We start from the raw sequence: 21310 nt of genomic DNA, 5'->3' as shown, positions 1-21310 counted from the left end.
TCGGCACGTTCGGGTCTTTGTTTCGTGGGCGGCCACCGGCCTCCTGCGTCGCTGGGGAAGGAACCCGACAGGCTCTCTGCCTGCCTGACCGTTCTGCCCCGGCCGGAGCGAAGCCGATGGTGCTGGAAAATCAGCTATGTAAATAAAGGACGGAATTCCCCTTGGATCCAATGTCAATTCTCCTGTTCGTCATGCTCGGCGTATTCATCTTCATGATGTTCCGCCGCAACAAGAAGACGCAGCAGCAGCAGGCGGAGCTCCAGTCGAAATTCGGCCCGGGCGTGGACGTCATGACCAGTTTCGGCCTGTTCGGCCGCATCGTTGCCATCGACGACGAGGAAAACAAGGTCACCCTGGAACTGTCACCGGGCAACCTCGCCACCGTGCACCGCCAGGCCGTCACCAAGATCGTGGAACCCGCAGCAGCAGCCGAGCCCGAAGTTGCTTCACCGGCCGTGCCGGATGATGCCTCCTCGCTGACGGCGTCCGAAGGCGGCAGCACGGCTGCAACAGCGGAAACACCTGACGAAGCACCGCAGCGCCTCAACGACGAGGGCAAGAAGGACAGTTAGTCCCCGCTGCTTCCTGACAACCTCTACCGCTGCGGACCACCGCCGGTGCAAGCATGGGCAGGCACCGGCGGTTCCTCCGTGAATAAGAGAAAGATCGACAATGGCACGAACTGGCCCCAAGAAACCAGGCCTCAGGGTCCTGGTCTGGCTCGGTGTAATCCTCGCCGCCCTCACTGCCGTCCTGGCTGGGGGCACCCTTGCCGGACAGGCAAGCTGGGCACCCAAACTGGCCCTGGACCTCGAAGGCGGCACCCAGATGATCCTGGCGCCGAAGGTAGAGGGCGGCTCGGACATCAACGAGGAACAGCTCAACCAGGCCGTGGCGATCATCCGCCAGCGTGTTGACGGTTCAGGTGTTGCAGAGGCCGAGATCAGCACCCAGTCCGGGCGCAACGTGGTGGTCAGCCTGCCCGGCACCCCCTCCACCCAGACCCGCGACCTGATCCAGGCCTCCGCCGACATGAACTTCCGTCCCGTCCTGCTCGCCGGAGCAGGTGCGCCGGTACCGGAGGAGCAGCGGGCGCCTGAGGACCAGTTGCCAAAGCCGACGGCGGAACCCGCCAACAGCAGCGACACGAACTGGATCACCCCCGAGGTCTACCGCCAGTTCGAAACCCTGGACTGCGACAACCCGGCCCAGGACAAGCAGGAACGCTCGGACCCGGCCAAGCCGCTGGTGACATGCGAGCCTGCCACGGACACCACCCCTGCCATCAAGTACATCCTGGGCCCGGTGGAGGTCAAGGGCAGCAACATCGTCACGTCCTCGTTCCAGCTCCAGCAGGGGGCACAGGGCGCCGTCACCAATGACTGGGCTGTCAACATCCAGTTCGACGACGAGGGGACTGCGAAGTTCAAGGAGGTCACCGAACGCCTGAACCAGTTCTACGTGGCCGCCGGCGGTGACGCAGGCAACGACCCCAAGGCGCAGTTCGCCATTGTGCTCGATGACCAGGTCATTTCCGCACCCCGGTCCCTCGCTGTCATCACCGACGGCCGTCCCCAGATCACCGGCGGGTTTACCGAGCAGAGCGCAAAGGCCCTGTCCGACCAGCTCCGGTTCGGTGCACTGCCCATCAGTTTCGAAATCCAAAGCGAGCAGCAGATTTCCGCCACCCTCGGCGGGGAACAGCTGCGGATGGGCCTCCTCGCGGGCCTCATCGGCCTCCTGCTGGTGGTGGTCTATTCCCTGTTCCAGTACCGGGCGCTCGGCTTTGTGACCATCGCGTCACTGGTGGTGGCCGGGATCCTTACCTACCTCGCCATCGCCATCCTGGGATGGACGGAGAACTACCGCCTGTCCCTCGCGGGCGTCGCGGGCATCATTGTGGCCATCGGCCAGACGGCGGACTCCTTCATCGTCTACTTCGAGCGGATCCGCGATGAGCTCCGTGAAGGCCGCGGCCTGGTCTCCGCCGTCGAAAACGGCTGGAAGCGCGCCAAGCGGACGGTCCTGGCCTCGAAGGCCGTCAACCTGCTGGCCGCCCTGGTCCTGTACTTCGTGGCCGTGGGCAACGTCCGCGGCTTTGCCTTCACCCTGGGCCTGACCGCCATCGCCGACCTCATTGTGGTGTTCATGTTCACCCACCCCACGCTCCAGCTCCTGGCCCGCACAAGGTTCTTCGGCGAGGGCCACCGGCTGTCCGGACTCGACCCGAAGCGCCTGGGCGCCGTCCCGCTTTACCGGGGTGCCGGACGCATCCGCACTCCGGACGCCAAACCGTCCGCGGTCCGTGCCAAGAACGCCGGCGCCGCAGCAGAAGCCGAGCGCAGGATGACCATTGCGGAACGCCGCCTGGCGGAGAAGCAGGAGCAGCTTGCGGGCTCCTCGAAGTCCTCAGCGAAGGAGAACAAGTAATGTCAGGCTTCGCCAACTTCGGCAACGAGCTTTACACCGGCAAACGCTCCTACAACTTCGTCGGTGCCAAGAAAATCTGGTTCATCATTGCGGCGGTGGCCGTTGCCCTGTCCATCCTAATTCCGGTGGCCAAGGGCGGTTTCAACCTTGGCATCGAGTTCCGCGGCGGATCCGAATTCACGGTCTCCAACGTGCAAACCACGGATGCCGGCGTGGGGGAGCAGGCCGTCACCGATGTGGTTCCGGGCAGCGTTCCCCGGGTGGCGAACGTGGCTGGCACCACCATGCGGATCCAGACGGACAAACTCACCGATGATGAGACGCTGCGCATCAAGGAGGGGCTCACCGGGGCGTACGGCGTCACCGACAATGAGGTGACCTCCACGTTCGTCGGTCCCACCTGGGGCGCCGATGTCACCAAGCAGGCACTCATTGGCCTGGTGGTCTTCGTGCTCCTCGCCGCCGTGCTGATGGCCCTGTACTTCCGCACGTGGAAGATGTCGCTCTCGGCAATAGCGGGCATGGCAGTGACGATGTTCATCACCGCCGGTGTCTATGCCCTCAGCGACTTCGAGGTCACACCCTCGGCCATCATCGGCTTCCTGACCGTCCTCAGCTACTCCCTCTACGACACTGTGGTGGTGTTCGACAAGATCCGCGAGAACACCGCGGACCTGGATGCCTCCACCCGCCGGACGTTCGCCGAAGAGGTCAACCTCGCCGTCAACCAGACCCTGGTCCGCTCCATCAACACCATGATGGTGGCGATCCTGCCGGTGGGGGCCATCCTCTTCATTGGTGCCGGACTGCTGGGCGCCGGTACCTTGCGCGACCTTTCCTTGGCGCTGTTCGTCGGAATCCTCATCGGCACGGCGGCCACCATTTTCGTGGCGGCCCCCATGTACGCGTGGCTGCGCCAGAACGAGCCGGACCTCGTCAGGCAGGCAAAGCGCGTTGAGCAGAGGCGCGCCACCGCCGAGCGGCACGCCGCGGCGGAGCCTGCCCAGGCTTGAGCATTCAGCACGGGCCGGACACCGCCAGAATCCCGGCAGTGTCCGGCCCGTCCGCGTTTAAGGGTCCGGTTATAAAACTCACCGCCGCGGGGAATAGACTGAAGTAATTAAAACGGTGGTGAGGGGTACGTCATTGGAAGAACGTTCGGCGTCGGCGCCAACGGCACAAGGAGACAATAGTCCCGCCCACGGTACGCAGACCGGGGTGGCCGCCTCCGCGCGCCCCGGGCCGCTCGTTCCGGTCGACAACTCCGGGTCCCGTCCCACATTCCCAGGCCGCAGGGAGCGCACCCGCTCCAGGCTCGCCCGGCTGACCGGTCGCAGCACGGCCACGTACTCTCCCATTCTTGAGCCGCTGCTCAGGACCGTCCGGGCCAACAACCCGAAAGAGGACTTCGAACTCATCCAGCGGGCGTTCGACGTCGCTGAGCAGAGCCACCGCGGGCAGAAGCGCAAAAGTGGCGATCCGTACATCACCCATCCTGTGGCCGTGGCCACCATCCTTGCCGAACTGGGCCTGAGCGGCACAACCCTTGCCGCCGCCCTGCTGCATGACACGGTGGAGGACACCCCCTACACGCTGGCCGACCTCAAGCGGGACTTCGGTCCGGAGGTGGCCATGCTGGTTGACGGCGTGACGAAGCTGGACAAAGTCAGCTTCGGCGAGGCAGCACAGTCCGAGACCGTCCGCAAGATGGTTGTTGCGATGGCCAAGGACATCCGCGTGCTGATGATCAAATTGGCTGACCGGCTGCACAACGCCCGGACCTGGCGCTTCGTGTCCGCCGAGTCCTCAGCCCGCAAGGCCCGCGAGACCCTGGAAATTTTTGCCCCGCTTGCGCACCGGCTGGGCATGAACACCATCAAGTGGGAACTGGAGGATCTTTCCTTCGCCGCGCTGTACCCCAAGGTGTACGAAGAAATTGTCCGCATGGTGGGGGACCGGACCCCCGAGCGGGAGAAGAGCCTGAGCGTCATCCGGGACCAAATCACCGAAGACCTGCGCACGGCCAAGATCAAGGCCACCATCACGGGCCGCCCCAAGCACTATTACTCCATCTACCAGAAGATGATCGTCCGCGATAAGGACTTCGACGACATCAACGACCTCATGGGTGTGCGGGTGCTGGTGGACTCCGTCAGGGACTGTTATGCAGCCCTTGGCACCATGCACGCCCGTTGGAACCCGCTGCCCGGCAGGTTCAAGGACTACATCGCGATGCCCAAGTTCAACATGTACCAGTCGCTCCACACCACGGTGATCGGGCCTGGCGGCAAACCGGTGGAAATCCAGATCCGCACGCATGAAATGCACCGCCGGGCCGAGTATGGCGTCGCCGCGCACTGGAAGTACAAGGACCAGCCCAACCGCACGGCCGTTGGCCCGGGAAGCCCACGCGACGGGGACATGGGCTGGCTGCGTTCCCTGGTGGACTGGCAGCAGGAAACCTCCGATCCCGGTGAGTTCCTGGATTCGCTACGCTTCGAGATCAACGCCCGCGAGGTCTTTGTCTTCACCCCCAAGGGCGAGGTCATGGCTTTGCCCGCAGGCTCCACCCCCGTGGACTTCGCCTACGCCGTGCACACCGAGGTGGGCCACCGGACCATCGGTGCCCGGGTCAACGGCAAACTGGTACCGCTCAACAGCGAACTGAACCACGGCGACTGGGTTGAGATCTTCACCTCCAAGGCCGAGGGGGCGGGGCCGAGCCAGGACTGGCAGCATTTCGTCAAGAGCGCCAGGGCACGGAACAAGATCCGCCAGTGGTTCAGCAAGGAGCGCCGCGAAGAAGCCATCGACCGCGGTAAGGAACTGCTGACCCGTGCAATGCGCAAGCAGAACCTTCCCCTGCAGCGGCTGATGACCCACGAGGCCCTCGCCGCGGTGGCGGAGGAATTCAAGTACGTTGATATCTCCGGCCTGTACGCCGGCGTCGGGGACGGCCATACGTCCGCGCAGTCGGTCATGGAGAAGCTGGTCGAAAGTCTCGGCGGCAATGAAACCGCCGACGACGACATTGCCGAAGTCAGCATCCCAACCCAGGTCACCAAAGCCCGTTTCTCCGATTCGGGCGTGGTGGTCCGCGGCGTAGGCGATGTCTGGGTGAAGCTGGCCCGCTGCTGCACACCGGTCCCGCCGGATCCCATCCTGGGCTTCGTAACAAGGGGCTCGGGCGTCTCAGTCCACAGGACCGACTGCACCAACATCTCGGACTTGAAGGACCAGCCGGACAGGATTGTGGACGTGGACTGGGCGCCGACACAGTCCAGCGTCTTCCTGGTGGAGATCCAGGTGGAGGCACTGGACCGCAAGTCCCTCCTGTCCGACGTCACCCGGGTCCTGTCCGAGAACCACGTGAACATCCTGGCAGCCAGTGTGCACACGTCCACGGACAGGGTGGCCATCTCAAGGTTTGCCTTTGAGATGGGCGACCCCAAGTACTTGAGCCACGTCCTGAGCGCCGTCCGCAGGATTGACGGGGTGTTCGACGTCTACCGGACCACTGGAAACAAGCGCCGGAGCTAGGGCAGCGAGTTTTTCCAGGGCAGCCTTCTTATGGGGCACCCGCGGCGTGGCTTCTATGGCAAGGACCAGCAGGCGCAGGCGGACGTCGTTCTGCGGACGCGCCAGCAGTCTTGCCAGGGTGGGCAAGGCGCGCTCGGCGTCCACGTGCAGGGCGATGTCCAGGGCGGTCCGCATAGGGCTTGAGACCATCAGGCCGCCGAGGCTGACAACATCGAACGGCCCGAGCCTCACTTCGTGCAGGGTGCACCCCCTGGTGGTCCGCAGGCTGGAAACCCTCCGCTTGGCATCCACAAGGAGCGCCAGCCTGTCCGGCTCGCCGGCGCAGCCATAGATCCAAGCGGCCGTCATCCGGCCCGCGACCACCCTTTGGCGGACCGAAGCGGGCACCGCCCCTGCCGCCGCCCGCGCCCGCAGTTGTGGAGAGGCAGGGAGCCCTGGAAGCGTGTAGCCGCGGTGGTGGATCCTGTCCAGCAGTCCATCCGCCGCGAGGGATTGCAGCTCGGGCCAGGCGAAGGGCATGTCCGGGGAATAGAGTTCCGGAAAACGGGGCGCCAAAGCGTCCGCCGCAGTTGCATGATCGGGGCCCGGAGCGGCCGGTGGAATCGCCATTCGTCCATCCTGCACCGGCAGCCGTTAACAGGCACAGGCCCGGTTCCGGTTATGTGGATAACCGGTACCGGGCCTGCTGCGTCAGCGAGGGTGGATCAGGAAAGCTCGCTGGCCGAGCGCTGGATCTGGTCCAGCCAGGCCTGGCGTGCTTCGAGGGCTTCCTGGGCAGCCTTGATCTTGCGCTGGTCGCCGGTCTTCTCTGCCTTGGCGAGATCCTCCTGCAGGCCGGCGATCGCCGATTCCAGCTGGGAAAGGGCGCTGTTGGTGCGGGCCTTCCGTTCCGGGTTGGAGCGCTGCCACTGTTCTTCCTCGGCGTGGCGGACGGCGTCCTCAACCTTGCGCAGCCCGGCTTCAATGCGTCCCATATCGGCGCGTGGAACCTTGCCCGCTTCTTCCCAGCGGTCGCGGACGGACTGGAGTGCCTTCTTGGCCGCCGCAAGGTCCTTCACCGGAAGGATGGCGTTGGCCTCTGCCAGGAGCGCTTCCTTGACGGTGAGGTTGGCGGCGTATTCCTGGTCGATTTCATCGTTGGCGGCCTGGCGGTTCGTGAAGAATACATCCTGCGCCGCGCGGAAACGGGCCCACAGCGCGTCGTCGTCCTTACGGCTGGCGCGTGGCGATGCCTTCCACTGATCCATCAGCCGACGGTACTCGCCGGCGGCGAAACCCCAGTCGGTGGAGCTGGACAGCGCTTCGGCTTCAGCGATCAGCTTTTCCTTGGCCGACTTGGCAGCGGAATTGTTGCTGTCCAGCTGGGAGAAGTAGGCGCGGCGGTGCCGGTCGAAAACCGTGCGGGCGGCGCGGAACCTCTTCCACAATGCGTCCTCGTTGCTGCGGCCCAGGCGAATGCCGCTCTTCTGGGCTGCCTTCCAGGTCTCAAAAAGTTCGTTCATCCTGGCGCTGGAGGTCTTCCACTGCGTCTGTGCCGGATCCTGGCCGGAGATCTGCTCGGCCTCCGCAACGATCGCCTCGCGGGCCGCGAGCTCAGACGCGCGGACGGCGTCGTGCTCGGCCTTCTCTGCTTTCTCCAGCTCAACGATCTGCTCGGAGAGCTTGTCCAGCCGGGCCTCCGCAGAACGCAGGTCGCCCACCATGTTGCGCTCCGCAAGCTGCTCCCGCAGGTGCGTCACGGTCTTCTGCATATCGGTGCTGGGGGCCTTGGACGTGACGCGCTGTTCAAGCAGCACGATCTGCGCTGCCACGTCGTCGTATTTCCGGGCGAAGTAGGCGAGGGCTTCGTCGTCGCTTACGCCGGGGTACTGTCCAACGGCGTGCTCGCTGCCGTCAATGGTCAGGAAGACGTGTCCGTCCCCTTCAACCCGGCCCCACTTTGAGGCCTCCGCCAGGGAGGTGGCCGGTGCGGCCGGTACCGCGGCTGCAGCCGGGGCCGCGGCGGCAGGCTTGGGACGGGAAGCGAAAGCGGCCGGAGACGGCGCTGCTGACCGGGGCGAGGGGGCAGGCGCAGGTGCAGGGGCGGGAGCAGCTTCGGCCGGCGTTTCGCCCGCCGGAGCCTGGCCGGCGGCTGGTTCTTCTGCAGCAGCCCCGGTATCGCTTGCATCCGCAGCGGGGGTGCCGGCCGCTTCAGGGGCCTCACCGGAAGCCCCGGGGGCCGCCGCTTCGGTCAGGTCTGTTGCTGTTTCGTCGGATTTCTGACTGTCTGTCACCGCTAAAAGTCTTTCGCTTGGAGGGAAATACTCACGTACTGCACCGCGGCCGCTCCGGCCGGGCTTCCTACTTCAGAGAAAACGAGTCTATCGTGACTGGTTCAACGGGCGCGCCGTCTGTGACGCTGCTGCCTGGGGTGATCCCGGCAGCAGCCACGCTGGACACTACATCCAGCCCGGATGTCACCTTCCCCACGACCGTGTAGCCCCCTGCGCTGTCGGCCGGAATCACGGTGTCCTTGTAGACGATGAAGAACTGGGTGCCGTTTCCATAGGCGTTGTTGCCCGTCCGGGCGACGGCGATGGTTCCTGCCGGATAGGTGTTGTCCGCCGGCGTGTTCTCGAGCGGCCCCCACGTGTAATTCGGGTCGCCCTGCCCGTCGCCGGTGGGCGAGCCGCACTGGAGGACGCCGAAGGCCTCGCCGGTGGTCAGCCGGTGGCAGTTCTTTCCGTTGTAGTAGCCCTCGTCGCTGAGGGACTTGAAGACGGCGGCGGCCTGCGGCGCGCTGGTTCCGTCCAGTTCCACACCCAGCGGGCTGCCGTTAAGCACGAGTTCGCCGGTGAACGTCTTGCCTGCGGCGGTGCCGGCCGCAGGAATGTGGGGACCATTCGTTGCCTGCGCAGACGGCGTCGCCGAGGGGCTGGCGGTGGCCGGCGGGCTGGCCAGGTCCGCTTGCGCCGCGGCGAATTCCTCCTCGGTCGGGTTGCCGGCAAAGACAGTGAGTTGGAGCACGACGGCGAGGACCACTGCGGTCGCTCCGGCACCGGCGGCGACCAGGTTGTCACGCTTGCGCCGGCCCTCCTGGTCCCGCCGCAGGGCACGCTTGGCTTCCATCTGCTGAATGCGCCGTTTGGTTTCGCGGGCACTGCGTGAATTGGCCGCCAAGGGTCCTCCTTATTGTCGGGCTGCTGCAGGCCCGGCTTGGGGCCCGGTCAGCAGTTGTTTGGCGGCCGAGCCCTGCCGCTCCGCTGCATTAGAGATGGCGGCGGATGACGCATAAACTGACTGCCGCACATAGTTTATGCATGACTGGCTGGACTGCTGTCGTCGCAAGCCCGTTTCGGGCCGATTGCCACGCAGGTCCCGGCAGCCGTTCACCAAGAGGAGAAACTCCACCATGGCACGCACCGCCTCCCTGTCCGGATTCCCCGAGTGGCTTCCCGAGGAGCGGCTGGTGGAGCTCCATGTGCTGGATACGCTCCGCCGCGTTTTTGAACTGCACGGGTTCTCCTCCATTGAGACCCGCGCTGTGGAGACGGTGGGCCAGCTGCTGCGCAAGGGTGAAATCGACAAGGAAGTCTACGGGCTCAGCCGGCTGCAGGACGATGAAAGCGCCAACCCCGTTAAAGAGGGCAAGGCCGATCCGCATGCCCTTGCCCTGCATTTCGACCTCACTGTTCCTTTTGCCCGCTACGTCGTCGAAAACGCCGGCTACCTTGCCTTTCCCTTCCGGCGGTACCAGATCCAGAAGGTATGGCGCGGCGAGCGCCCACAGGAAGGCCGCGCCCGCGAGTTCACCCAGGCGGACATTGACGTGGTGGGCGACGGCGACCTGCCGTTCCGTTACGACGTCGAGATCGCCCTGGTGATCGCTGAGGCCCTCAGCGCCCTCCCCATCCCTGACTTCCGCCTGCGCATCAACAACAGGAAGCTCGCCGAGGGCTTCTACCGCGGAATCGGCCTGGATGACACCGCAGGGGTGCTGCGGAGCATCGACAAACTCGAAAAGATCGGCGCCGCGAAGGTGGCTGAACTGCTGAAGACTGAACTGGGTGCCACCGACGAGCAGGCCCGGAAGGCCCTGCAGTTGGCTGGAATCCGCACCGAGGACACCTCGTTTGTGGCACAGGTCCAGGCGCTGGGCGTCAGCGATGAACTCCTCGACGAAGGCCTGAGTGAACTCGAGCAGGTGATCGAGGCTGCAGTGCAGCGTGCCCCCGGCAAGGTGGTGGCGGATCTGAGCATCGCCCGCGGCCTGGACTACTACACGGGAACCGTTGTGGAAACCGTCCTGGTGGGACATGAACAGCTCGGCTCGATTTGCTCCGGCGGCCGGTATGACGCCCTGGCCTCGAAGGGGAACCGGAAGTTCCCGGGCGTGGGGCTTTCGATCGGAGTCACCCGCCTGGTGTCCCGCATTCTGAGCCAGGACCTGGCAAGGGCGTCGCGTTCGGTTCCCACCGCGGTGCTGGTGGCCCTCACGCATGATGAAAGCTGGGATGCCGCCCAGGACGTGGCCGCCCAGCTGCGCAGCCGGGGCATCCCTACTGAAGTGGCAGCCAAAGCGGAGAAGTTCGGCAAGCAGATCAAGTTCGCCGACCGGCGCGGCATTCCCTTTGTGTGGTTCACGGACGACGACGGAACGCACCAGGTCAAGGACATCCGCACCGGTGAACAGGTGGTGGCCGCCCCGGAAACCTGGATGCCGCCGTCGGAAGACCTGGCCGTCCAGGTGTCGACGGTGACGGAGCCTGCCGCAGCTCTTTAGCGCCGCAGCCGGAGCACCAGCCACCGCCCCGCCACGCCGGCTGCCAGTACCCCGGCCATGGTGAGAACCGGGGCCGGCGGCAAGGTGAAGGCAAGCAGCAGGCAGGCCAGGAAACCGGCGGCGTTCAGCCACTTCGGCGCATATCCCGGGTGCACGGGCAACGTGTACGCCGCCGCGTTGGCCACTGCGTAGTAGATCAGTACGCCGAAGCTGGAGAAGCCCACCACCGTCATAACGTCCGTGGTGACAAGCAGCAGGATCACGACGGCGGCAACTGCGAGTTCCGCGGCGTACGGCACGGTGTGCCTTCCGCCCACCCGCGCAAGGAACCCGGGCAGGTCGCGCTCCCTGGCCATGGCCAGGGTGGTGCGGCCGACGCCGGTGATGAGTGCCAGGAGCGCGCCCAGGCACGCGGCCGCGGCTCCGGCCTGGACGGCCGGGGCCCCCGCTGCCAGGCCGGACTGCAGCACGGCGTCGAGCAGCGGCGTCCTGGTTGAAGCGAGCTGCCCGCCGGGAAGGTGGTTCAGCAGGAGCAGCGCCAGGACGAGGTAAATGGCAAAGGCACCCGCGAGGGCGGCAAGGATGGCACGCGGGATGGCGCGGACGGGATCCTTGACCTCCTCGCCGAGGGTGGCAATCCGGGCGTAGCCGGCAAAGGCGAAGAACATGAGCCCAGCTGCCGGCAGCACTCCTCCCGGGGAAGCCATGCCCGCGGGTCCGGCCGGTCCCGGAGCCGGGTGTGGCCCCACCGCAGCGGCAACAGCCACGAAGCTGAGGGTGGCCAGGACCACGCAGAGCAGGATTTTTGTGAGCAGCGCCGTCCGTGTGATGCCCAGCAGGTTCACGCCAGTCAGGGCAACAACCGCAGCCACGGCCACCGGCACGGCGTACTGCGGCCAGGCGTAGCTTCCGAACGTCAGCGCCATGGCGGCGCAGGACGCAGTCTTGCCCGTAACAAAACCCCAGCCGGCCAGGAACCCCGGCCACTCACCGAGCTGTTCGCGCCCGTAGACGTACGTCCCCCCACTGGTGGGGTACTTCGCGGCCAGGGCCGCGGATGCCACCGCGTTGCAGTAGGCCACGGCCCCGGCGATGACCACCGACAAGGCCAGCAGTTGGCCGGCCAGCGCCGCGGCCGGAGCGAAGACCACGAACACCCCGGCGCCCAGCATGGAGCCGAGCCCTATGGCGGTGGCGTCCAACGTGCTGAGCCTGCGTTGAAGTTGCTGGTGTGCGCTCATGCGGTGACAGTCCCTTGGCAGCGGGTAAACTCGAACGGAATCGTTCCCGCAACGATCCTATTGAACTTCCCGATCGACTTCCCGCTGTTACCCCGCAGAAAGGCGTGCTGTGCTGCGCACACATGACCTCGGATCCCTTCGTTCCGAGCACATTGGACAAACCGTAACCCTGGCTGGCTGGGTGGGCCGCCGTCGTGATCACGGTGGTGTGGCCTTCGTGGACCTGCGCGATGCTTCCGGCGTGGCCCAGGTTGTGGTCCGCGAGGAAGAAGTCTTCCACGGCCTGCGCAACGAGTACGTCCTGCAGGTCACCGGCGCCGTCTCCAAGCGGCCCGAGGGCAACGAGAACCCGGCCCTGGCCACCGGCGAGATCGAGGTCATGGCGGACAAGGTGGTCATCCTCAACACCTCCGAGCCGCTGCCGTTCCAGATCGACGAGCATGTTGAAGTGGGCGAGGAAGCACGCCTGAAGCACCGCTACCTGGACCTGCGCAGGCCTGGCCCCGCCCGCAACCTCCGGCTGCGTTCCGAAGCCAACCGTGTGGCGCGCGAACTGCTGCACAAGGACGGCTTCGTGGAGGTTGAGACCCCCACGCTGACCCGGTCAACGCCTGAAGGCGCCCGCGACTTCGTGGTCCCGGCCCGCCTGGCCCCGGGGTCCTGGTACGCCCTTCCGCAGTCCCCGCAGTTGTTCAAGCAGTTGCTGCAGGTGGGCGGCTTTGAGAAGTATTACCAGATTGCCCGCTGCTACCGTGATGAGGACTTCCGCGCCGACCGGCAGCCGGAGTTCACCCAGCTGGACATCGAAGCCAGTTTCGTGGACCAGGACGACATCATTGCCCTCGGCGAAAACATCGTCAAAGCACTGTGGAAGCTGATCGACGTCGAGATCCCCACGCCGATCCAGCGGATCACCTACGCGGACGCCATGGCCCGGTATGGCTCGGACAAGCCGGACCTTCGCTTTGGCGTGGAGCTCACGGAACTGACCGGGTTCTTCAAGGACACCAACTTTGGCGTGTTCAAGGCGCCTTACGTCGGCGCCGTGGTGATGCCGGGCGGTGCTTCCCAGCCGCGCCGCACCTTGGACGGCTGGCAGGAATTCGCCAAGCAGCGCGGCCACAAGGGCCTTGCCTACGTCCTGTTCAAGGAAGACGGCGAGCTCGCCGGACCGGTGGCCAAGAACCTGACCGACACGGAGCGCGCAGGCCTGGCGGATGCCGTTGGCGCCAAGCCCGGTGACTGCATCTTCTTCGCAGCCGGGGAGAAGCCTGCGGCACGGGCACTGCTCGGTGCTGCCCGGGTGGAAATCGGCCACCGCACCGGCCTGATCGACCCCAGCGCCTGGGCCTTCTGCTGGGTGGTTGACGCGCCCATGTTCGAGCCTGCCGCCGCGGCCGTCGCTTCTGGTGACGTGGCCGTGGGGGCCGGCAAGTGGACCGCCGTGCACCACGCCTTCACCTCGCCCAAGCCGGAGTTCCTGGAGACCTTTGACAAGGACCCGGAATCAGCGCTGTCCTACGCCTATGACATCGTCTGCAACGGCAACGAAATCGGCGGCGGTTCCATCCGTATCCACGAGCGCGATGTCCAGGAGCGGGTGTTCGAACTGATGGGCCTCGACCGGGAAGATGCCCAGACCAAGTTCGGTTTCCTGCTGGAGGGCTTCAAATACGGTGCCCCTCCGCACGGCGGCATCGCCTTTGGCTGGGACCGCGTGGTGGCACTGCTTGCAGGGGTTGAGTCCATCCGCGACGTCATCGCCTTCCCCAAGACCGGCAACGGCTATGACCCGCTGACCGCGGCCCCCGCGCCGATCACGCCCCAGCAGCGCAAGGAAGCCGGCGTGGACTTCAAACCGGAAGCCAAGCCTGCAGAAGGCAAGTAGGGCGTTACCCCGTTTGGCCCGGAGGCTCTCCCGCAGGGAGGGCCTCCAGGCTTATCCGCAGACAGGAAGCCCCTAGTGGTCCTCATCTTCCCGGGCCGGCAGGCCCCCGCCTACGACGTGCTCATGGATGCTGCCTGGCCTGCCCTTGAGCGCCGGGACACGGGGGAGTGGGTGCTCCGTGCCGCTGCCGGGGTTACCCAGCGGGCAAATTCGGTGTGGCCCCGGGACGCCGCGGAGGATCCTGTGGACGCATTGCGCGAGGCGATGCAGTGGTACCGGGAGCGGCGTTTGCCGCTCATCTTCCAGGTGACGGATTCCCCCGCCAATACCGGGCTGAACCAGGTCCTGGACGCGCAGGGCTTCACCCGGCAGTCCGAGACGCTGATCATGTCCCGGCCTTCGGGGAACGGCTTCAGGGGCGCCGCGGGTGCGGGCGTGGAGGTTCTCGACGGGCCGGACGCGGAATGGCTGGATCTCTGGTGGAGCGTGGACGGCCGCGGCGGAGAGGCGGAGCGGGAAACGGCGCGCGGCATCCTGGCCGGGTGCCCTTCGCTGTATGCCCTTGCGAGGGACGACGACGGCGTCCCCGCCGCCGTCGGCCGCCTCGCTATGGTGCATGGAACCGGAGGAATCTACTGCATGGCCACGTCCCCATCGGCACGCCGACGCGGCTATGCGGCGACGGTGCTCCAGGCGCTTCTCGCCGAAGGAGGCGCGCGCGGAGTGGACAGTTCCTGGCTGCTGGTCACAGCCGCGAACCATGCTGCCCGGCAGTTGTACAGCCAGGCAGGATTTACGGAGTCGGGCCGGTACATCTATCGCCAGCAGCGGCCACGGCGCGCACTTAGCGGCTGCTGAACTCAGGAAGGGTCTGTTACCTGGATCCGGACCGCGCACGCGTCCGCTGCCGCCTTCTTCAGCACAGCGGCCTTCGGATCCGGGACATCGAGGTACGCGAGCCGGGGCAAGGCGGCATAGCCCCTCAGGGACGGATGCTCAAGGACAAGGCCGGACAGGACCCTGTCGCCCCCGGGAACCACGTATTCAAAGGACGCGCTGCTGAACACCCGGCCGGCATGCTCTGCCACAACACCAACGAGAGCATCCGCCTGGTTGCCCCGCCGGCGTGCGAACCGCTGCTGCGACTGGCCGCCCGCTGCGGACCGGGACTGCACATAGGTGGAGCCCACCTTGGAGGCCAGGACCGCGCCCTCACCCACCACGGCCACGCCGTATCCTCCACGGCGGACCAGCAGGAGGCCAAGCCTGCGCGGCTGTGATGCGAGGGAGGCGAGCCGCTCAAGGGCATCCGTCCCACGGCCGGGCCGGCCGTCAACCGGCCACGGCGGCTGCAGCAACGCTTCGGCGCCGTCTGCGGCAATCAGCCGCAGTCCGTCGTCGCCATCCTCCAGCCAGTACCCGCCGTGCGCCGCACCAAACCGCCCTGCCCATCCGGCCAGCCGGGCGCCGGATACAAAAGCGGTCCGCACGGACGGCGGCCTGGCTGCGCCAGTGGCATGCACGGACATATGCGGCGACCCTTCGCTGGCTGGCATGGCTCCCGGCGGAACCGGGAGGTGAACTGGAAGTAGCCTATCTATGTGGAAGATCTCTTCGGGCATGGTCCCGGCAACGACGACGACGGCGACGAGGCCGGTCCCGTCGCCTCCGCCAGCACCAAGCAAGGCGGAAGCGCCCAGCCGCGGAGCCCCCTGGCCGTGCGGATGCGGCCCCGCACCCTCGATGAAGTGGTGGGCCAGCAGCACCTCCTGGGGCAGGGTTCGCCGCTGCGGCAACTCGCGGCAGGCGCGGATGCCGCCGGACCGGCGGGGCCCAGTTCGCTGATCCTGTGGGGCCCTCCCGGAACCGGCAAGACCACCCTGGCGCACGTGATTGCCAGGGGACCCGGCCGGAAGTTCGTGGAGCTGTCCGCCATCACTGCCGGCGTCAAGGACGTCCGGCGGGTAATGGACGACGCCCTCACCGCGAGGGACCTGTACAAAACCACTACCGTCCTGTTCCTTGACGAGATCCACCGCTTCAACAAAGCCCAGCAGGACGCCCTGCTGCCCGGCGTCGAGAACCGGTGGGTGGTGCTGGTGGCGGCCACCACGGAGAACCCCTCGTTTTCCGTGGTCTCGCCGCTCTTGTCCCGTTCACTGCTGCTGACCCTCAAGCCACTGACCGACTCGGATATCGAGGGGCTGCTGAAGAGGGCGGTGGCGGACACGCGCGGGCTGGGCGGCAAGGTTGAGCTCGACGACGAGGCGTTGGCACACCTTGTGCGGCTCTCCGGAGGTGATGCCCGGCGGGCCCTGACTGCCCTGGAAGCGGCGGCCGGTGTGGCTTTCGGTGACGCGGACGACGCCGCCGAAGGCCCCGTGGAAGTGATGCTGAAGCACACTGAGCGCGCCCTCGACGTTGCCGCCGTCCGCTACGACCGGGCGGGTGACCAGCACTATGACGTTGCCAGCGCCTTCATCAAATCCATCCGGGGCTCCGATGTGGACGCCGCCCTCCACTACCTGGCGCGGATGCTGGAAGCTGGGGAGGACCCGCGCTTCGTGGCGCGAAGGATCGTGATCTCGGCGGCGGAGGATGTGGGGATGGCCGATCCCACCGCGCTGCAGACGGCAGTGGCAGCAGCCCAGGCCGTGCAGCTGATCGGGATGCCGGAGGGCCGCATCATCCTCGCCGAGGCGGTGGTGCACCTGGCCACCGCGCCAAAGTCCAACGCCGCCTACATGGGTATCAACAGGGCCATCGCCGACGTCCGGGCAGGCCTGGGGAACGGAATTCCCGCGCACCTTCGGGACTCGCACTATCCGGGTTCCAAGCAGCTGGGCCACGGGCTGGGGTACAAGTACGCCCACGATGCCCCGCATGGTGTGGCCACCCAGCAGTACCCGCCGGACGACCTCGTGGGGAGGGACTACTACCAGCCCACGGCCAACGGCGCGGAACGTGACATCGCGGTGCGGCTGGAGCGGCTGCGGAAGATCGTCCGGGGCAAGTAGCCGCCGTGGTAGGATAGATGTTTGTCTGGCAAGGCCCGGCGCACAATCTCCCCAGTGTTATGTTGAGAAGGTTATGCCCTGTGCCCAGTAGCAAAAGGCAGCGGTTGGCCGATGCTCTCCCTTCTGGAGGCCAGTAACACTGACACACCGCAGATATTGGAAGGACACAAGTGGCTAACAACACTCGTGCTCGCCGTCAGGCCCGCCTCTCGCGGTCCCTCGGCATCGCTCTGACCCCCAAGGCCGCCAAGTACATGGAGCGCCGCCCGTACGGCCCCGGTGAGCATGGCCGTGCCCGCAAGAAGCAGGACTCCGACTACGCCGTACGCCTGCGCGAAAAGCAGCGCCTGCGCGCCCAGTACGGCATCCGCGAAGCACAGATGACCCGTGCCTTCGAAGAGGCCCGCCGCACCAAGGGCCTGACCGGTGAAAACCTCATCGAACTGCTCGAAATGCGCCTCGACGCCCTGGTCCTCCGTGCCGGCTTCGCCCGCACCATTGCCCAGGCACGCCAGCTGGTTGTGCACCGCCACATCATGGTTGACGGCGTCCGCGTTGACCGTCCGTCGTTCCGCGTTGGCGAGGGCCAGCTGGTCCACGTCCACAGCCGCAGCGAGACCATGGTCCCGCTCCAGGTTGCAGCAGCCGGTGCCCACCGCGACGTCCTGCCCGCCGTTCCGGCCTACCTGGACGTCAAGCTGGAGGCCCTGCAGGCACGCCTGGTCCGCCGCCCCAAGCGCTCCGAGGTCCCCGTGACCTGCGAAGAGCAGCTCGTCGTCGAATTCTACGCACGCTAAATTCCAGCAGCGTATCCAAAGAAGCCCGTGGCAAGCGCCGCGGGCTTCTTTGTATGTAAGGTACTTGGGGGACATCTGCGGAAATGCGTTTCCTGACGCATCCGCCGATGACACGAACCACAGAATTTCGAGGAGTTGAAACGTCTATGTCTGGTGGCGATATTGCCGGCCTGATCGCTGCCGGGGTGTTCGCACTCCTGGTGCTGCTGCTGGCCGTGCCCATCCTTAAGCTGGGCCGGGTCCTGGACGAGGTGCGTACCTCCATTCGGTCCCTGAGCGACGGCGCCACGCCCCTGATGGACGAAGTCACGGCAACCGTCTCCACCACCAACCAGCAGCTGAAGAAAGTGGACGGCATCTCGTCCAACGTTTCCGACGCCTCGGCCAACCTGTCGGCGCTGTCCTCACTTGTGGCCGCCACTGTTGGCTCGCCGCTCATCAAGGTGGCGGCCTTCAGCTACGGTGTCCGCACGGCGTTGGCCAACCGCAAGAAACCCGCTGCCGGCCGCCGCAGCCGCTGAACTCCGGAGAACCTAAAATGAAACGACTTGTCTGGATGGGAATCGGCGTTGCGATCGGAGTGATCGCTTTCCGCAAGGTGACCGAAGCACAGGCCAGCATGCAGTCCACGCTTGGCCCGGAGGGCCTCAACCGCGCGGTGAACCGGCTCGCGGACGGCGTCTACGACTTTGCCGACGCCGTGCGCGCCGGGATGCGTGAGCGGGAGACCGATCTCCGGGCCGCCCTCGGCGTCGAATCGGAAGACCTGGTCCGCCGCTGACCACATTCCGCAGGCCGGTGCCATGCCCGCCTGCACCTGCAGCCGCACGATGCGGCGGCACCACACGTTATAACTACACCGGCGGGAACCGTATACCTACGGAGACCGCCACGCGAAAGAACCTCCGCGCCGGACAGTGCGCGGAGCAAGAAGGGTACGTAACAGCTCATGAAGTCGCAGGAGATCACAAAGCGCTGGGTGGACTTTTTTGTCAGCAAGGGCCACACCGCGGTTCCCTCCGCATCGTTGGTTTCCAGCGACCCCTCCCTGCTGTTCACGGTTGCCGGCATGGTGCCGTTCATTCCCTACCTGACGGCCAGGGAGGAAGCACCCTACTCCCGTGCCGTCAGCGTGCAGAAATGCATCCGCACCGGCGACATCGAAGAAGTGGGCAAGACCGCGCGCCACGGGACTTTCTTCCAGATGTGCGGCAACTTCTCCTTCGGCGACTACTTCAAGGAAGACGCCATCAAGTTCGCCTGGGAACTGCTGACCAAGGGCGTTGACGACGGCGGCTACGGGCTTGACCCGGAACGTCTCTGGGTGACCGTCTACGAAGAGGACGACGAAGCCAAGGAACTGTGGCTCAAGAACACCGGAGTCCCTGCCGGGCGCATCCAGAAGATGGGCAAGGCGGACAACTACTGGCACACCGGGCAGCCCGGCCCGGCGGGTCCCTGCTCCGAAATCTACTACGACCGCGGCCCCGCCTACGGCGTCGAGGGCGGTCCGCTGGCGGACGAAACCCGCTACATCGAGATCTGGAACCTCGTGTTCATGCAGTACCAGATCGACAACGTCCGCTCAAAGGAAGACTTTGATGTCCTGGGCGAGCTGCCGAAGCGCAACATCGACACCGGCCTCGGCATGGAGCGCCTGGCCATGATCCTGCAGGGCGTCGAGAACATGTACGAGACCGACCAGGTCCGCCCCGTCATCGACAAGGCCGCCGAACTTTCCGGCAGGGAGTACACGTCCGCGGAGTCCGACGACGACCCGCACCACACCGATGACGTGCGCATGCGCGTGGTGGCCGACCACATCCGCTCGGCGCTGATGCTCATTTCCGACGGCGTGACCCCCTCCAACGAGGGGCGCGGCTACGTCCTGCGCCGGCTTATCCGCCGTGCCGTCCGCTCCATGCGCCTGCTCGGCGTCGAACAGGCCTGCCTGCCCGAGCTCCTTCCGGCCTCGCGCGACGCCATGAAGGGCGTCTACCCGGTCGTCGAGACCGACTTTGCCCGGATCAGCCGCATTGCCTACGCGGAGGAGAAGGCCTTCCTGCGCACCATCGCGTCCGGCACCGCCCGGCTCGAGGACGCCGTCAAGGTGTCCAAGGCCGCCAACAGGCCGCTGTCCGGCGAGGATGCCTTTACCTTGCACGACACCTACGGGTTCCCCATCGACCTGACCCTGGAAATGGCTGAAGAAGCCGGGCTCAAGGTGGATGAGGCAGCCTTCCGCAGCCTCATGCAGGAACAGCGCCAGCGCGCCCAGGCGGATGCCAAGGGCAAGAAGGGCGGCCACGCCGACCTCAGCGCGTTCCAGGACATCCTGGCCCAGGGCGAGACCGTCTTCACCGGCTACACCGAGCTCGACGGCGAGTCCCGCGTCCGCGGCATCCTCACGGGCGGCCGCCCGGTCCAGCAGGCCTCCACCGGCGAAGAAATCGAACTGGTTCTTTCCGAAACCCCGTTCTACGCCGAAGCAGGCGGCCAGGCCGCAGACACCGGCCTCATCACCGGTGACGGCTTCGTCGTCGAGGTCCTTGACGTCCAGCGGCCCCTGAAGGGCCTGAGCGTGCACAAGGCGATCGTCCGCGAAGGCGAAATCGGGTCGGACTCGCTGGTCCGCGCCGCCGTCGACCGTGAACGCCGGCACGCCGCCGAGCAGGCGCACACCGGCACGCACATCGTGCACGCCGCACTCCACCAGATCCTCGGCCCCGAAGCCACCCAGCGCGGTTCCTTCAACAAGGCCGGCTACCTGCGCTTCGACTTCGCCTGGGGCGAAGGGCTGAGCACGGCCACCCGGTCCGAGATCGAGGAGGTCTCCAACCTGGCCATCCGCAACAACTTCCGCGTGGAGACCAAGGTCATGGGCCTGGCGGAGGCCAAGGCACTCGGCGCCATGGCCCTCTTCGGCGAGAACTATGGCAGCGAAGTCCGGGTCGTGGAGATCGACGGCGCGTGGTCCCGCGAGCTGTGCGGCGGCACCCACGTGCCCAACACCTCCCTGATCGGCAGCCTTTCCCTGCTGGGCGAGCAGTCCGTGGGATCCGGAAACCGCCGCGTGGAGGCGTTCGTCGGCATGGATGCGTTCCGCCACCTTGCAGCCGAACGCGCCCTGGTCACAGAGCTGACCGAGCTCCTCAAAGTGCCCTCCGGCCAGCTGGCCGACCGGATTTCCGCCACCCTCGCCAAGCTCAAGGCCACCGAGAAGGAGCTGGACCGCCTCCGCAAGGAGCAGCTGGCGGCCTCGGCCGCCCAGCTGGCGGGCAGCGCCAAGGACGCCGCCGGCGTGAGCGTCATCGCGCACGACGCCGGCCAGGTCAGCGGTGCTGACGATCTTCGCGGCCTTGCCCTGGACCTGCGCAACCGCCTCGGCTCGGCAGCGGCAACTGTGGCAGTTGCCGGCGTCGCGAACGACCGCCCCATGATCCTGGTGGCCACCAACGAAGCCGCCAGGGAAGCCGGGGTCAAGGCGGGTGCGCTGGTCCGGCTTGCCGCGGGTATCCTCGGCGGCGGCGGCGGCGGCAAGGACGACGTCGCACAGGGCGGCGGAACCGACGCCGGCAAGGTGGGCCAGGCCCTTGCCGCAGTCGTTGACGCCATTACGCGGCGCTAACCCTCCA

The 21310-nt window shown here is 66.3% G+C and carries 17 protein-coding genes; 12 read left to right on the top strand and 5 right to left on the bottom strand.

Going from position 1 to position 21310, the window contains the following annotated elements:
• Positions 1-170 precede the first annotated feature (170 nt).
• The 4 genes from yajC (at position 171) to KTR40_RS09930 (ending at position 5970) form a co-directional block, all read left to right on the top strand.
• Positions 171-572: a preprotein translocase subunit YajC gene (gene yajC, locus KTR40_RS09945; protein WP_139029317.1), complete on the top strand. Its 402-nt coding sequence runs from the start codon at positions 171-173 to the stop codon at positions 570-572.
• Positions 573-672: 100 nt separating this feature from the next.
• A complete protein-coding gene (gene secD / locus KTR40_RS09940; RefSeq protein WP_139029314.1) occupies positions 673-2430 on the top strand; it encodes a protein translocase subunit SecD in 1758 nt (585 codons plus the stop codon).
• Positions 2430-3443, top strand: coding sequence for a protein translocase subunit SecF (gene secF / locus KTR40_RS09935; protein ID WP_139029313.1), 1014 nt, complete (start codon positions 2430-2432; stop codon positions 3441-3443). Before secD ends, secF begins: the two co-directional genes overlap by 1 nt.
• A gap of 133 nt (positions 3444-3576) precedes the next feature.
• The gene (locus KTR40_RS09930) at positions 3577-5970 is read left to right on the top strand and encodes a bifunctional (p)ppGpp synthetase/guanosine-3',5'-bis(diphosphate) 3'-pyrophosphohydrolase (protein WP_139029312.1); all 2394 of its coding nucleotides are present in this window, start codon (positions 3577-3579) and stop codon (positions 5968-5970) included.
• On the opposite strand, the gene KTR40_RS09925 is transcribed toward KTR40_RS09930, so the two are convergent.
• The 3 genes from KTR40_RS09925 to KTR40_RS09915 all read right to left on the bottom strand — a co-directional run bounded on the left by KTR40_RS09925 (position 5851) and on the right by KTR40_RS09915 (position 9129).
• On the bottom strand, positions 5851-6579 hold the full coding sequence (locus KTR40_RS09925; RefSeq protein WP_228403528.1) for a type IV toxin-antitoxin system AbiEi family antitoxin: 729 nt from the start codon (positions 6577-6579) through the stop codon (positions 5851-5853). The genes KTR40_RS09930 and KTR40_RS09925 overlap by 120 nt on opposite strands.
• Before the next feature lie 95 nt (positions 6580-6674).
• Positions 6675-8243, bottom strand: a complete 1569-nt coding sequence (locus KTR40_RS09920) for a DUF349 domain-containing protein (RefSeq protein ID WP_228403527.1) — start codon at positions 8241-8243, stop codon at positions 6675-6677.
• A gap of 67 nt (positions 8244-8310) precedes the next feature.
• Positions 8311-9129: a peptidylprolyl isomerase gene (locus KTR40_RS09915; protein ID WP_228403526.1), complete on the bottom strand. Its 819-nt coding sequence runs from the start codon at positions 9127-9129 to the stop codon at positions 8311-8313.
• A gap of 232 nt (positions 9130-9361) precedes the next feature.
• Here KTR40_RS09915 and hisS point away from each other — a divergent pair, with 232 nt between their 5' ends.
• Positions 9362-10732, top strand: a complete 1371-nt coding sequence (hisS, locus tag KTR40_RS09910; protein WP_228403525.1) for a histidine--tRNA ligase — start codon at positions 9362-9364, stop codon at positions 10730-10732.
• On the opposite strand, the gene KTR40_RS09905 is transcribed toward hisS, so the two are convergent.
• The gene (locus tag KTR40_RS09905; protein ID WP_228403524.1) at positions 10729-11973 is read right to left on the bottom strand and encodes an APC family permease; all 1245 of its coding nucleotides are present in this window, start codon (positions 11971-11973) and stop codon (positions 10729-10731) included. The genes hisS and KTR40_RS09905 overlap by 4 nt on opposite strands.
• 109 nt (positions 11974-12082) lie before the next feature.
• On the opposite strand from KTR40_RS09905, the gene aspS reads away from it, so the two are divergent.
• Positions 12083-13861 carry an aspartate--tRNA ligase gene (gene aspS / locus KTR40_RS09900; protein ID WP_228403523.1) on the top strand — a complete coding sequence of 593 codons (1779 nt, stop codon included), beginning with the start codon at positions 12083-12085 and terminating at the stop codon, positions 13859-13861.
• Between the two features lie 123 nt (positions 13862-13984).
• A complete protein-coding gene (locus tag KTR40_RS09895; protein ID WP_228406093.1) occupies positions 13985-14719 on the top strand; it encodes a GNAT family N-acetyltransferase in 735 nt (244 codons plus the stop codon).
• A 2-nt stretch (positions 14720-14721) separates the two neighbouring features.
• Here the strand turns inward: KTR40_RS09895 and KTR40_RS09890 are convergent, their stop codons facing one another.
• The gene (locus KTR40_RS09890) at positions 14722-15417 is read right to left on the bottom strand and encodes an acVLRF1 family peptidyl-tRNA hydrolase (protein ID WP_370633122.1); all 696 of its coding nucleotides are present in this window, start codon (positions 15415-15417) and stop codon (positions 14722-14724) included.
• Positions 15418-15462: 45 nt separating this feature from the next.
• Here KTR40_RS09890 and KTR40_RS09885 point away from each other — a divergent pair, with 45 nt between their 5' ends.
• The 5 genes from KTR40_RS09885 (at position 15463) to alaS (ending at position 21303) form a co-directional block, all read left to right on the top strand.
• On the top strand, positions 15463-16878 hold the full coding sequence (locus tag KTR40_RS09885; protein ID WP_139029303.1) for a replication-associated recombination protein A: 1416 nt from the start codon (positions 15463-15465) through the stop codon (positions 16876-16878).
• A 170-nt stretch (positions 16879-17048) separates the two neighbouring features.
• The gene (rpsD, locus tag KTR40_RS09880; protein ID WP_066276228.1) at positions 17049-17675 is read left to right on the top strand and encodes a 30S ribosomal protein S4; all 627 of its coding nucleotides are present in this window, start codon (positions 17049-17051) and stop codon (positions 17673-17675) included.
• 146 nt (positions 17676-17821) lie between these two features.
• Positions 17822-18196 carry a DUF948 domain-containing protein gene (locus KTR40_RS09875; protein ID WP_139029301.1) on the top strand — a complete coding sequence of 125 codons (375 nt, stop codon included), beginning with the start codon at positions 17822-17824 and terminating at the stop codon, positions 18194-18196.
• Between the two features lie 17 nt (positions 18197-18213).
• On the top strand, positions 18214-18456 hold the full coding sequence (locus KTR40_RS09870) for a hypothetical protein (protein WP_228403522.1): 243 nt from the start codon (positions 18214-18216) through the stop codon (positions 18454-18456).
• A gap of 168 nt (positions 18457-18624) precedes the next feature.
• Positions 18625-21303, top strand: a complete 2679-nt coding sequence (gene alaS, locus KTR40_RS09865) for an alanine--tRNA ligase (RefSeq protein WP_139029300.1) — start codon at positions 18625-18627, stop codon at positions 21301-21303.
• Positions 21304-21310 lie beyond the last annotated feature (7 nt).

The sequence above is a fragment of the Pseudarthrobacter sp. L1SW genome (assembly GCF_020809045.1).
Classification (GTDB): domain Bacteria; phylum Actinomycetota; class Actinomycetes; order Actinomycetales; family Micrococcaceae; genus Arthrobacter.
This window is presented reverse-complemented; position numbering and strand designations above follow the sequence as displayed.